Here is a 12,380-nt window from a genome sequence, read left to right on the forward strand (position 1 = left end):
GCCCTACTTCTTGACCGGCGTCATCTTCTCCGTGTAGCCCGGGTGCCGCTTCAGCCAGGTACGCACCGCGTCCTGCTGCGCGCCCTTGTCGGCCTTGTTGATCACGGACTCCAGGTCCATGAGCTGCTTCTCGCTCATCTTGAAGTTCTTGAGCCAGCCGGCCACGCGGGGGTGCTCGTCGGAGAAGCCCTTGCGGCCGACGCCGCGCAGGTCGTCGCCCTTGCCCCAGGCGTGCTTCGGGTCCTTCAGGTTCTTCATGTCGAAGTCGGCGTAGGCCCAGTGCGGGGTCCACAGGCTGACGACGATCGGCTTCTTCGCCGCGTACGCGCGCTTGAGTTCGGCGAGCATCGCGGGCGTGGAACTGTCGACGACCTTGAACTTGGAGCCGAGGCCGTAGGCGGGTACGACCTTCTTCTTCAGGAGGGCCGTCAGGCCCGCGCTGGCCTCGATGCCGGTGATCTTGCCGCCGAGCTCGCTCGCGTGGCTGTTCAGGTCGGCGAGGGAGTCGACGCCCTTCATGTACGCGGGCACGGCCAGCTTGTTCTCCATCTTGCCGGTGTACCAGGTGCCCAGGGACTCGACGTCCTTGCCGTACTTCTTCCAGTACGGCGCGTGCGTGACCGGGAGTGAGGCGTCCGTCTGGAAGTCCACGTCGCCGCGGGACAGCGCGGTCCACAGCGGGCCGAGCTCGAACTGCTTGACCTGCACCTCGTAACCGCGGCGCTCCAGGGCCTCCTTCCACAGGTACGTGGTGGCGGTGGCCTCGTCCCAGGGGATGTAGCCGATGGTGATCTTCTCGCCGCTGCCGACGCCCGAGACCGTGGACTTCTCGGAGCCGCCGAAGGCGCCCAGGCCACCGGCGACGAGCGCGAGGACGACGATGCCGACCCCGGCGAAGGCGGGGCGGGGGCGGTGGTTCCAGAACTGCGTGCCGAAGCCCGTGACGGTGGCGCGGCGCTTGGCCGTGAAGCGCCTGCCCAGCGGCGAGACCTGGGTGCCGAGCGCGCTGGTCATCCGGTCCAGGTAGATCGCGAGCAGCACGATGGCGATGCCGGCCTCCGCGCCGAGCCCCACGTTGAGCTGGCCGATGGCCTCGTTGACGTCGCCGCCGAGCCCCTCGGCGCCGACCATGCCCGCGATCGCGGCCATGGACAGGGCCATCATGATGACCTGGTTGACACCGGTCATGACGGTGGGCAGCGCCAGCGGGAACTGCACGCGCAACAGGATCTTCTTGGGCTGCGTGCCGAACGCCTCGGCGGCTTCGACCAGTTCCTTGTCGACCTGGCGGATGCCCAGCTCGGTGAGGCGGACGCCGGGCGCCAGGGCGAAGACCAGGGTGGCGACGATGCCCGCGGGGGCGCCACTGCCGAAGAACAGGATGGCCGGGATCAGGTAGATCATCGCCGGCATCGTCTGCATGAGGTCGAGCACCGGCCGCACCGTCGCGCTGACCCGCTCGGAGTACGCGGCCCAGATGCCGACCGGCACCGCGATGACCAGCGCCAGGATCGTGGCGACGAGCACCAGCGACAGCGTCATCATCGCGTGTTCCCACAGTCCGAGGGAGTCGATGAAGGCGAAGCCGACGAAGGCGAGGACACCGGCGAGCAGTCCGCGCAGCCACCAGGCGCACACGGCGAAGATGCCCGCGAGGAGCAGCGGTTGCGGGGCGTCGAGCACGAGGAGGATGCCGTCGTAGCAGCCCTCGAAGACGGCCTTGAAGAAGTCGAACAGCCAGGCGGCGTTGTCCAGGAGCCAGTTGACCGCGGTGTTGACCCAGTCGCCGAAGGGGATGCTAGGCACGGGCGATCACCTTGTCCCCGGCCGTTCCGCCCTGTTCGGCGGTCGCGCCCTCACCGAGCACGGCAAGCAGCCGCTCCTGGCTCACCACACCGATCAGTACCTCGTCCTCGACGACGGCGACGGGCTCGGAGGTCCGCTGCGCGCACGGCGCGAACAGCTCGGCGAGCGGGGTGTCGGGACCGACACGGGCGGGCGCGTTCGCGAGCAGCTCGGTGTCGGTGAGATCCGTCCGGCCCGAGCCCGCGCGCAGTGCGTCGGGGGACTCCATGACGGCGCCGGCGGTCAGCACCCGCGAACGGTCCACGTCCTGGATGAAGTTGGTGACGTAGTCGTCGGCAGGGCGGACCAGGATGTCCTCCGGTGTGCCGTTCTGCACGATGCGGCCGTCGCGCATGACGGCTATTCGGTCGCCGAGGCGCATGGCCTCGTTCAGATCGTGCGTGATGAAGACGATGGTCTTCTTGAGCCTCTTCTGCAGCACGAGCAGCTGGTCCTGCATGTCACGCCGGATCAGTGGGTCGAGGGCGCTGAACGACTCGTCCATCAGCAGCAGTTCGGCGTCGGTGGCCAGCGCGCGGGCCAGGCCCACGCGCTGCTGCATGCCGCCGGAGAGCTCGTCGGGGAAGGACTTCTCCCAGCCTTCGAGCCCGGTCATCGCCAGGGCTTCCGTGGCCCGCTGCTCGCGCTCCGCGCGCGGCACACCCTGCACGGCGAGGCCGTACGCCGCGTTCTCCAGCACACTGCGGTGCGGGAACAGCGCGAAGTGCTGGAAGACCATGCTGATCTTGTGGGAGCGGACCGCCCGCAGCTCCTTGGCGGGCAGGGCGGTGAGGTCCTGACCGTCGAACTTCACGTGCCCCGAGGTCGGCTCCGACAGGCCGTTGAGCATGCGCAGCAGCGTCGACTTCCCCGAACCGGACAGCCCCATGACAACAAAGATCTTGCCGGATTCCACCGTGAAGGAGGCGTCGATCACGCCCGCGGTGGTCCCTTCGGACCGCAGATCCTCACGGTCGGCCCCTTGACGGAGCCGCTCGACCGCCTCGCCCTGTCGCCTGCCGAACACCTTGTACAGGTGCTCGGCCTCCAGCCTGACTGACACGTGAACCTCGTTCTCTTCGACCTGTGAAAGGTTGCAGAATCAAGCAACATCCGTCGGTCGTGGCGCCTGCCCCGGGTTCGTCGGGGCAAACACCGTCGGTGAGCCTCAGGCCCTCGCCGGGGTGTAGAAGTCGGGGCGTTTCGGGATGTCCGTGGTGACCACCCGGCCCGAGGTCCGGGACTCGATGGTGGCGCCGGTGATGACGGTGGCCGCGTAGCCGTCCCAGGCGGAGGGGCCCGTGGGCTCGCGGCCCGCCGTCAGGTGCGCGACCCACTCGCGGAACTCGGTGTCGAAGGCGTCGGCGAAGCGGCCCGTCCAGTCCGGCAGGATCGCCGTGCTGTGCGCGCCCGCCGTGCGCACACCGACCGCCGCCGGATCGGGCAGCCGGACGAGCCCGTCCTCGCCGACCGTCTCGCACTGGATGTCGTAGCCGTAACGGCAGTTGACGAACACCTCCAGGTCGATACGGACGCCCCGCGCGGTCTCGAAGAGCATGAACTGGGGGTCGGTGAGGTGCGTGAGCTTGTGTGTCGTCGAACGCGGGACGATCACCTGGGCGGAGACGATCTCGTCGTCGAGGAGCCAGCGCAGCACGTCGATCTCGTGCACCGCCGTGTCGAGGGCGGCCATGTCGGAGGTGTACGACTCCACGGACGATGCGTTGCGGTGCGCGCAGTGCACCATCAGCGGGGTGCCGATCCGGCCCGCGTCGATGACCTCCTTCATCTGCCGGTAGCCCTGGTCGAAGCGGCGCATGAAGCCCACCTGGACCAGCCGGCTGCCGTGCGCCCGCTCCGCCTCGACGATCTTCAGGCAGTCCTCGGGGGTGGTGGCGAGCGGCTTCTCGCAGAACACGGGCTTGCCCGCCGCGATCGCGTTCAGGACGTGCTCCGCGTGGGTCGGCCCCCACGACGTGACGAGCACCGCGTCGACATCATCGGAGGCGATCAGTGAGGCACCGTCGGCGTGCACCCTCGCGCCCGGGTATCGCGCCGCCTGCGCCGCGCGCTCCGCGTCGATGTCGGTCACCGCGGTGACCCGGGCACCGACGATCACATCGGTGAGCCGACGGATGTGCTCCTGGCCGATCCAGCCGGCCCCGATGACACCTATGCGCACACTCTTCTCCTCAGACGTCACCGTTCACCTCGCGGAGCTTCTCCTCGACCTCTGCCGCGGTGGGCATCGCGTCCGAGCAGGCGAGACGGCCCGCCACCAGCGCACCCGCGGCGTTGGCGAACGACACCGTCCGTGCCACGTCCCAGCCCGAAAGCAGCCCGTGGCACAGCGCCCCGCCGAACGCGTCGCCCGCGCCGAGCCCGTTGACCACGTCCACCGGCACCGGCGGCAGTTCGGCGACCGCGCCGCCGCGGTCCATGGCGAGCACACCCTTGGGGCCCTGCTTCACGACGGCCAGCTCAACTCCCGCCGCCAGCAGGGCCGTTGCCGCCGCGTGCGGCTCCCGCTCGCCGGTCGCGATCTCGCACTCGTCGAGATTGCCGACGGCCACCGTGGTGTGGGTGAGTGCCTCGCGGTAGTACACCCGAGCCTCAGTGGGGTCCTTCCAAAACATGGGCCGCCAGTCCAGGTCGAAGACCGTCGTCCCCCGCTTGGCCCGGTGCCGGAGCGCCGCCAGCGTCGCCGAACGCGAGGGCTCCTCGCAAAGACCCGTCCCCGTCACCCAGAAGATCCGGGCCGCCGCCACCGCGTCCAGGTCCAGATCCTCGGGGTCGATGTCCAGGTCCGGCGCCTTCGGCAAGCGGTAGAAGTACAGCGGGAAATCGTCCGGCGGGAAGATCTCGCAGAACGTCACCGGCGTCGGCGCGACGTCCGACGTGCCGACGAACGAGGCGTCAACTCCATAGCCCGACAAGGCAGTTCGCACGAACTCACCGAAGGGGTCCGCGCCGGTCTTCGTGATCACCGACGTACGCCGTCCGTAGCGTGCCGCGGCGACCGCGACGTTCGTCGGGCTGCCGCCGAGGTACTTCCCGAACGTCGACACCTCCGCAAGCCCCACGCCCGTCTGGAGCGGATACACATCCACTCCGACGCGGCCCATCGTCAACACATCGAACGGCATCTCGGCTGGCGTCCCTTCGCTCCGGGCTTCTGGCGCGCGCTGGCCCGAGTACGATCGTCCTTGTTCAAATGTCCTGTCAATGGGTGGTCGGCCGCTCACGCCGGCCCCACGTGTCCGAGAAAGGCCGACCGGTGACCGCGAACGTTCCCGCCGATCCGACCGCGCTGCACCCGATGCCCGGGCAGCCGCGTGTCGTCCTCCTCAAGCCCCTGGTGAAGTCGCCTCTCATCGAGGTCGGCGAGTTCTCGTACTACGACGACCCGGACGACCCGACCGCCTTCGAGACCCGCAACGTGCTGTACCACTACGGGCCGGAGAAGCTGGTCATCGGGAAGTTCTGCGCGCTGGGGGAGGGTGTGCGGTTCATCATGAACGGCGCCAACCACCGCATGGACGGGCCCTCCACCTTCCCGTTCCCGATCATGGGTGGGTCCTGGGCCGAGAACTTCGACCTCATCACCGGGCTGCCGGGGCGGGGCGACACCGTGGTCGGCAATGATGTGTGGTTCGGCTACAACGCGATGGTGATGCCCGGCGTCCGCATCGGGCACGGCGCGGTGATCGCCTCGGGGGCCGTGGTCGTCGACGACGTCCCCGACTACGGCATCGCCGGCGGCAACCCGGCCCGTGTCATCCGCCGCCGCTACAGCGACACCGACATCGAGCGGCTCCTCCAAGTGGCGTGGTGGGACTGGCCGTTGGAGCACATCACCGCGCACGTACGGGACATCATGTCGGGGAGCGTCGACGACCTGGAGCGGGCCGCGCCGACCGGGTGAGCCGGGCGGCGCGGCGGGCTCAGTGCAGGCAGAGGCAGAAGGGGTGTCCTGCCGGGTCCGCGTAGACCCGCCAGTTGGTGTCCGGATGGATCTGGTCCGTGCGCTCAAGGAGGGTCGCGCCGAGAGCGAGCACCCGCTTCTCGTCCGCTTCGAGGTCGTCCACGTCGAAGTCCAGATGGACCTGTTGCGGGCGCTCCTGGCCCGGCCACCGCGGCGCCTGGTACCCGTCCACCCGCTGGCAGGCCAGAGGTGTCCCCTCGAACCCCACCACGTCGACCCAGTCGGGATCCTCGGGGTCAAGGACCACCCGGCCGCCGAGCAGCTCCGCGTAGAACTCGGCGAGCTGTACGGGGTCGGCGCAGTCCAGCGCGACCGCCTGCAGTTTTCGAATCACTTCCGGCACTCCTCGCTCGTCCGCCGCTTCAGCGACATCCTGCACGGGAAGTGCCGTACCCGCCACCGCGGCGGACACACCCGCCGCGGTGGTGTGCCGTCAGCCGCGACCGATCAAGTCCGGTGCGCGCTCCGGCAGTTGCTCGGCGGAGGTGTCCTTGCCGGGGGCCGTGTCAGTGGCCGTGGCGACGTCGGGGTCCTCGCCGCCCGCTCGGCGCCACAGCGGCTTCAGCCGGTACGTGAACAGGTACACGATGACGGCGACCCCCGCGGCGACGAGCATGCTGAGGTCACCGGCCCCCGGGTGGGCCGCGGCGAAGGCGCCGGTGTAGATGTCGGACACCCAGAACGGCACGGATGCCGCGACGCCGAGGGCCCAGGCCACCAGGCCCCAGTCGACGATCCTGGAGCGGTCGTAGAGCTCGGCGATCCTGCGGGGGTCGCCGCGCCCGCCCAGGTAGAAGTCGATGAGGAGCACGGCGGCGAACGGCGCGATGAAGTACGCGGTGAGGTTGAGGAAGACCTTGAACTTGTCCTCCGTGCCGGAGGCGCCCCACAGGCTGATCCCGTACGCGAGGACACAGATGCCGGCCACCGCCTGGGTACGGGTGACGGGGACCTTGAGGGTCTGGACGGAGATCGCGCCGCCGTACACGTTGAGGAAGTTCTGGGCCAGCGCGGACAGGCCCACGGCGACGAGGGCGGGCACGGCGAACGGGCCCATCAGCTCGTGCAGGGCCGTGATGGTGTCCGAGCTGGAGGCGGAGGCGCCGACCACGACGCCGAGGATGCCGAGCCAGGCGATGGTGAGGAAGTTGCCGAGGGCGGTGTACCAGGTGGTCTGCCGGACGACCTTCGCGGTGTCGGGGAGATAGCGCGAGTAGTCGGAGGCGAAGGGCATCCACGCCACGAGGAACGCCAGGAACCAGCCGCCCAGCGTGATCGAGCCGCCCGCCGCGCCGACATACCCGTCCGCGTGCGGATTCGCCTCGAAGAGGCTGCCGCCGCGGACCACCGCCACGACCGTGATCAGGACGAACAGCGGGGTGAGGACGTACGTCAGCGCCCGCTGAAGGAAATTGATCATGTTGTAGCCGAAGATGGCCACGACGAGCTCGACCACGGTGAGCAGGAGCGCGCACAGCCAGTACGGCAGGTGACTCAGCTCCGCGAAGGCCTTGCCGCCGAGGATGACCGTGACGGCCGCCCAGCCCACACCGGAGAACACGTTGATGTAGGCGACGGGCAGGAAGTTGCCGAAGAAGCCCAGCGGCCCCCTCGCCTGGATCTGCTGCGGCACACCGAGGCGGACGCCCATGCGGGACATGACGGCCATCAGCAGGGCGCCGACACCGGCGCCGACGACGATCGCGGCGGCGGCGGTGGTGAAGCTGAGCCCGAAGTACGCGGCGCTGAAGCCGAGCAGGATGACCGGGAAGTTCAGTCCGGCCGCGAACCACACGAAGAACTGTGAACTCGGTTTGCCGTGTCGCTCGCTGTCGGGGATGTGGTCGACACCGAACGGCTCGACCTTGGTGACGGCGCTGCCGTAGACAGGTGGGCCCTGGGAATCATGGGTCATGGCGTGCTCCGGGGGACGAGGATGCGGGGGCGGACGCGAGTCACCACGGAAGGGGCGCCGTCTGCGAGATGTCGAAGAAGCCACCACCGCTGTAGACAAGCGGGGCGAGCTCGGAATGACCCGCCGACACTACACGTCCGGTGAAGACGGTGTGACTTCCGGCCTCCAGGCGCTCACCGATCTCCACCTCCAGCTGGGCGGCGGAGCCGTCGAGCAGCGGGGCGCCGTGCTCGCCGGGCGCCCAGTCCAGGGCGGCGAACTTGTCGGTGCCCTTGCTCGCGAACACCTTCGCCACGTCGAGCTGGTCGGCCGCGAGGATGTTGATGCCGATGTGGGTGGCACGGTGCAGCGCGGGGTGTGTCGACGAGCTGCGCTGGACACACACCAGGACCATCGGCGGGTCCAGCGAGATGCTGGAGAACGCGTTCACGGCGAGGCCCCTGGGAGTCCCGTCGTCGTCGGTGGTCACCACGGTGACACCGGTGATGAACTTCCGGTGCACGCCCTTGACCAGGTCTGCGTCGACGGCGGCCTCGTGTGCCGTCGTGATGATGCCGAGCGCCTCGAGGAGCTGCCGGGAGTCGAAGGTCACAGACTCCTCGGTGACGGTGTCACCGTCGAAGCGGGCGAACGTGGCGCCCGACACCTCGACAGGCCGGCCGGTGGGCGGCACACCCATGAACGTGTCGGTGTGCCGCCCCGTGCTGCGCCAGCGGACGGCGAGACGGTCCCCGTCCACGACCAGGTCCTCGATGTCGGTCCGCAGATCGGGGAACGCCGCGCGCACGGCGCTGATGCTCTCCTTGAACCCGGCGCGGTCCTGAGCGGTGCCGGCCGGTCCACGGCGGCGCACGTAGCCGGGGCTCAACACGGCGTCCAGGGCGTCGACTTCACCCCGGTTCCAGGCCGCGTCCCAGGCGGCGCGGAGGCGGGCGGGGCGGTCGGTGGCGTGTTCCAGGGTGAGTGACATGGCGGCTCCATCGATCGGATCGGCCTGCTCTTGCATGGCAGATCTGTTGTATGGCAGTGGACCGTAGGAATCGGGCATCCGTCGTGTCAATGGTTCGGACGGAATTCACTGCTTCCCATGGCGTATTGCCGCTAACTCCTAGGTCAGGGAGGGGTATTTGCCGTCGACCCTTGACGGCTCTCCGCGTCACTCTTAGCCTCGCTGCCATGGCACAGCAACAATCAGCAGGCCAACAGCTGTGGGCCACACCCACACGAGGCAGACTGCGCAAGGTCGTGACCGTGGTGGACGAGGTCCTCCTGGAACTCGGGCGGCCGGTCGCCACTCCCGTACGCCGCGTCGCCGCGGCCGCCGTCATCGAGAACCCCTGGGCCGGGCGCGGATTCGTCGCCGACCTGCAGCCCGAGGTGGAGGACATCGCGCCCGGCATCGGCCGCCTCCTCACCGACCGGCTGATCGAGACACTGGGCGGCGTGGAGCACGTCGAGGCGTTCGGCAAGGCGGCCGTCGTCGGGCTCGACGGGGAGATCGAGCACGGCGGGGCGCTGATCCACACCCCGTACTTCGGCAATGTGCTGCGCGAACTGACCGAGGGCACCTCGATCATCGTGTTCAGCGACGACCGGCTCGCCGCCGGCGAACCGCTGACCGTCCCGGTGTGGCACAAGACCGCTGCCGCCACCCGCTCCCACTACCAGACCGTCCAGATCCGGGTGCCCGACGCGCCCCGGCCCGACGAGATCGTCGTCGTGGCCGCCGCCGCTTCGGGGCCGCGCCCCAACGCCCGGATCGGAGACCGCCGCCAGGACCCCGTGGTCCGCCTCGCCGACTTGGAGACCGCCCGATGAACCTCCGCAAGATCCTTACCTACGTCGAAGACATCCACGCCGAGGGCGGCCGCCCCGTCGACTCGGTGGCGCGCACCGCCGTGGTGCTCGCCGTGATCGAGAACCCGTGGGCGGGCCAGGGCTTCGTCACCGACCTGCTGCCCGGCATCGACGAGGTGGCACCCCAGCTCGGCGAGCTGCTCGCGCCGCGCGTCGTGGAAGCGCTCGGCGCACCCGTCGAGGCGTACGGGAAGGCCGCCATCGTGGGCCTCGACGGCGAGGTCGAGCACGGCAGCGCCCTGATCCACACGCTCAAGTTCGGCGACCACTTCCGCAAGGCGGCGAACGCCACCACGCTGCTCCCGGCCGTGGAGAAGCGCGCGGTCGCCGGAGGTGTCTTCGACATCCCGCTCAAGCACATCACCGACGCCACCGTCCGCTCCCACCACCAGAGCATCGAGGTACGGGTCCCGGACGGCCCCCGCGCCGACGAGATCGTCATCGGCCTCGCCGCCGCGTCCCAGGGCCGCCCGCAGGCCCGCCTCGCCCCGCTCTCCACCGAGCAGTAGGCACCGCCATGGACAAGCCGCCCCTCGTACTCCTGCACGGCGTCGGCCTCGACCGCACCATGTGGGAGCCCGTCACCGCCCTGCTGGCCGACCGCTTCACCGTCAGCGCGATCGACCTGCCGGGACACGGCGCCCGCCCACCCGTGCGCGGCGACGTGACCCTGGCGGAACTCGCCGACGGGGTCGCCGGGCACATCCCGCCGGGCTCACACCTGGTCGGGTTCTCGCTCGGCGCCCTGGTCGCCCAGCAACTCGCGCTGCACCGGCCGGAGTTGACGCGCACGCTCACCTCGGTGAGCTCGGTCTGCCGCCGCACCCCGGACGAGCGGGCGGCCGTCCGGGCCCGGCTGCGAGCCGCCGAGAACGACTTCGCGGCGAGCACCGCGGCGTCCATCGAACGCTGGTACGCGGGCACCACCGTGCCGGCCGAGACCATCGACCGGACACGGGCCACACTGAGCGCCAACGACGTCGACTCCTTCCTCGGCTGCTACCGGGTGTTCGCGGGAGCCGACGCCGAGCTGGGCCCGCGGCTCGGTGACATCACCGTGCCCGCGCTCGCCGTGACAGGCGAGAACGACCCCGGCTCCACCCCTCAGATGACGCACCGGCTCGCCGAGGCGCTGCCCTCGTGCCGGGCCGTGATCGTGCCCGGAGCGCGACACATGCTGCCTGTCGAGCGCCCGGACGCGTTCGCCGAGGCCCTCACCACGTTCATCGCGCAGAGCGCACAGCACACCGACGAGAGCGCACCTGGAGACACCGCACATGTCTGAGCCCACGACGCTCACGACCTGGAAGCACTTCATCGGCGGCAGGTGGGTCGAGCCCGCCGCGGGCGAGTACTTCGACAGCACCGACCCGGCCACCGGCCGCACCCTCTACCGCGCCGCCCGCGGCACCGCCGCCGACATCGACAAGGCCGTCGCCGCCGCCCGCGCCGCCTTCGAGGACCCCAGCTGGCGCGACCTCAACCAGACCCGGCGGGGCCACCTGCTGCGCCGCCTCGGCCAGCTCATCGCCGAGAACGCCGACGAGCTCGCCCTCATGGAGTCGCGGGACAACGGCAAGCTGCTGCGCGAGATGCGCGGCCAACTCGCCTCCCTGCCAGAGTACTTCCACTACTACGCGGGCCTCGCCGACAAGATCCACGGCGAGACCATCCCCACCTCCGACCGCGCCGTCCTCAACTACACGGCACGCGAACCCCTCGGCGTCGTCGGCGCGATCACCCCGTGGAACTCGCCGCTGACCCTGACCACCAGCAAGCTGGCCCCCGCCCTGTGCGCGGGCAACACGGTCGTCGTCAAGCCCTCCGAGTACACCTCGGCGAGCGGACTGCGCCTCGCGGAGCTCGCCCTGGAGGCCGGCTTCCCGCCCGGCGTCGTCAACGTCGTCACCGGGTACGGCGCCGAGGCCGGGCAGCCCCTCGTCGACCACGAGGACCTCGCCAAGATCTCCTTCACCGGCTCCACGGCGACCGGATCGAAGATCGCCGCGTCGGCCGCGGGCCGCTTCATCGGCGCCACCCTCGAACTCGGCGGCAAGTCACCACAGATCGTCTTCGCGGACGCCGACGTGCCGAACGCCGCCATGGGTGTCATCGCCGGTGTCTTCGCCGCGGCCGGACAGACCTGCATCGCCGGCAGCCGCGTCTTCGCCCACCGCTCCGTCTACGACGAGCTGCTTGAACGGGTCTGCGAGCGCGCCAAGTCCATCCGCATCGGCGACCCCCTCGACGAGGCCACCGAACTCGGCCCGCTCGCCTTCGAGGCACAGCGCGACAAGGTCGCCGCGTACGTCGACCTCGGCCGCGAGGAGGGCGCCCGCGTGCTGACCGGCGGCGCGCCCACCGACGGTGGCACGGGCGGCTGCTTCTACGAGCCGACCGTCCTGGTCGACGTCGACAACAGCATGCGCGTGGTCCGCGAGGAGATCTTCGGCCCCGTCGTGGCGATCATGCCGTTCGACACCGAGGACGAGGTCGTCGGCCTCGCCAATGACACCGAGTACGGGCTGGCGGCCGGGATCTGGACCACCAGCCTGTCCCGCGCCCACCGGGTGGCCGGCCGCCTCGACGCGGGCACGGTCTGGGTCAACACCTACCGGGCCATGTCCCCGATGTCCCCGCGCCAGGGCTTCAAGGCCAGCGGCGTCGGCGTCGAGCACGGCACCGAGACCATCAAGGAGTACACCCGCCTCAAGAGCGTATGGATCAACACGAGCGAGGAGCCCGTGGCCGACCCGTTCACGATGCGGAGCTGAGGCC

At 70.0% G+C, this 12,380-nt stretch carries 12 protein-coding genes; 5 read left to right on the forward strand and 7 right to left on the reverse strand.

Annotated features, from left to right (window positions below; genetic code table 11):
• Positions 1–3: 3 nt before the first annotated feature.
• The 4 genes from ACFYWS_RS12025 to iolC all read right to left on the reverse strand — a co-directional run bounded on the left by ACFYWS_RS12025 (position 4) and on the right by iolC (position 4,991).
• The gene (locus tag ACFYWS_RS12025) at positions 4–1,806 is read right to left on the reverse strand and encodes an ABC transporter permease/substrate binding protein (protein WP_389273372.1); all 1,803 of its coding nucleotides are present in this window, start codon (positions 1,804–1,806) and stop codon (positions 4–6) included.
• Positions 1,799–2,908, reverse strand: coding sequence for a glycine betaine/L-proline ABC transporter ATP-binding protein (locus ACFYWS_RS12030; RefSeq protein ID WP_389273375.1), 1,110 nt, complete (start codon positions 2,906–2,908; stop codon positions 1,799–1,801). The genes ACFYWS_RS12025 and ACFYWS_RS12030 overlap by 8 nt, the downstream gene beginning before the upstream one ends.
• A gap of 105 nt (positions 2,909–3,013) precedes the next feature.
• The gene (locus ACFYWS_RS12035; RefSeq protein WP_389273378.1) at positions 3,014–4,048 is read right to left on the reverse strand and encodes a Gfo/Idh/MocA family protein; all 1,035 of its coding nucleotides are present in this window, start codon (positions 4,046–4,048) and stop codon (positions 3,014–3,016) included.
• Positions 4,038–4,991 (reverse strand): 5-dehydro-2-deoxygluconokinase, encoded by a 954-nt coding sequence (gene iolC / locus ACFYWS_RS12040; protein ID WP_389273381.1) that lies wholly within the window; start codon positions 4,989–4,991, stop codon positions 4,038–4,040. Before iolC ends, ACFYWS_RS12035 begins: the two co-directional genes overlap by 11 nt.
• 173 nt (positions 4,992–5,164) lie before the next feature.
• On the opposite strand from iolC, the gene ACFYWS_RS12045 reads away from it, so the two are divergent.
• Entirely contained in the window at positions 5,165–5,770 is a 606-nt protein-coding gene (locus ACFYWS_RS12045; protein ID WP_389274092.1) for a CatB-related O-acetyltransferase, read from the forward strand.
• A gap of 19 nt (positions 5,771–5,789) precedes the next feature.
• Here the strand turns inward: ACFYWS_RS12045 and ACFYWS_RS12050 are convergent, their stop codons facing one another.
• From ACFYWS_RS12050 to ACFYWS_RS12060, 3 genes are all read right to left on the reverse strand, one after another.
• The gene (locus ACFYWS_RS12050; protein ID WP_389273386.1) at positions 5,790–6,164 is read right to left on the reverse strand and encodes a VOC family protein; all 375 of its coding nucleotides are present in this window, start codon (positions 6,162–6,164) and stop codon (positions 5,790–5,792) included.
• A gap of 99 nt (positions 6,165–6,263) precedes the next feature.
• A complete protein-coding gene (locus tag ACFYWS_RS12055) occupies positions 6,264–7,745 on the reverse strand; it encodes a purine-cytosine permease family protein (RefSeq protein ID WP_389273389.1) in 1,482 nt (493 codons plus the stop codon).
• 40 nt (positions 7,746–7,785) lie between these two features.
• On the reverse strand, positions 7,786–8,715 hold the full coding sequence (locus ACFYWS_RS12060; protein ID WP_389273392.1) for a flavin reductase: 930 nt from the start codon (positions 8,713–8,715) through the stop codon (positions 7,786–7,788).
• A gap of 206 nt (positions 8,716–8,921) precedes the next feature.
• Here ACFYWS_RS12060 and ACFYWS_RS12065 point away from each other — a divergent pair, with 206 nt between their 5' ends.
• The 4 genes from ACFYWS_RS12065 to ACFYWS_RS12080 are packed head-to-tail and all read left to right on the forward strand — an operon-like array spanning position 8,922 to position 12,376.
• The gene (locus tag ACFYWS_RS12065) at positions 8,922–9,563 is read left to right on the forward strand and encodes an amino acid synthesis family protein (protein ID WP_389273395.1); all 642 of its coding nucleotides are present in this window, start codon (positions 8,922–8,924) and stop codon (positions 9,561–9,563) included.
• Entirely contained in the window at positions 9,560–10,111 is a 552-nt protein-coding gene (locus ACFYWS_RS12070; RefSeq protein WP_389273398.1) for an amino acid synthesis family protein, read from the forward strand. Before ACFYWS_RS12065 ends, ACFYWS_RS12070 begins: the two co-directional genes overlap by 4 nt.
• A gap of 8 nt (positions 10,112–10,119) precedes the next feature.
• Entirely contained in the window at positions 10,120–10,887 is a 768-nt protein-coding gene (locus ACFYWS_RS12075) for an alpha/beta fold hydrolase (protein ID WP_389273401.1), read from the forward strand.
• Positions 10,880–12,376, forward strand: coding sequence for an aldehyde dehydrogenase (locus ACFYWS_RS12080; protein WP_389273404.1), 1,497 nt, complete (start codon positions 10,880–10,882; stop codon positions 12,374–12,376). The genes ACFYWS_RS12075 and ACFYWS_RS12080 overlap by 8 nt, the downstream gene beginning before the upstream one ends.
• Positions 12,377–12,380: the final 4 nt, after the last annotated feature.

This window comes from Streptomyces sp. NPDC002795 (genome assembly GCF_042888725.1).
GTDB lineage: Bacteria > Actinomycetota > Actinomycetes > Streptomycetales > Streptomycetaceae > Streptomyces.

Excerpts from the sequence above, each read along its gene's own strand:
- ACFYWS_RS12045 (WP_389274092.1), top strand. The coding sequence starts at position 5,165 with ATGCCCGGGCAGCCGCGTGTCGTCCTCCTCAAGCCCCTGGTGAAGTCG.
- ACFYWS_RS12075 (WP_389273401.1), top strand. The coding sequence starts at position 10,120 with ATGGACAAGCCGCCCCTCGTACTCCTGCACGGCGTCGGCCTCGACCGC.
- iolC (WP_389273381.1), bottom strand. The coding sequence starts at position 4,991 with ATGCCGTTCGATGTGTTGACGATGGGCCGCGTCGGAGTGGATGTGTAT.
- ACFYWS_RS12070 (WP_389273398.1), top strand. The coding sequence starts at position 9,560 with ATGAACCTCCGCAAGATCCTTACCTACGTCGAAGACATCCACGCCGAG.
- ACFYWS_RS12065 (WP_389273395.1), top strand. The coding sequence starts at position 8,922 with ATGGCACAGCAACAATCAGCAGGCCAACAGCTGTGGGCCACACCCACA.
- ACFYWS_RS12080 (WP_389273404.1), top strand. The coding sequence starts at position 10,880 with ATGTCTGAGCCCACGACGCTCACGACCTGGAAGCACTTCATCGGCGGC.
- ACFYWS_RS12055 (WP_389273389.1), bottom strand. The coding sequence starts at position 7,745 with ATGACCCATGATTCCCAGGGCCCACCTGTCTACGGCAGCGCCGTCACC.
- ACFYWS_RS12060 (WP_389273392.1), bottom strand. The coding sequence starts at position 8,715 with ATGTCACTCACCCTGGAACACGCCACCGACCGCCCCGCCCGCCTCCGC.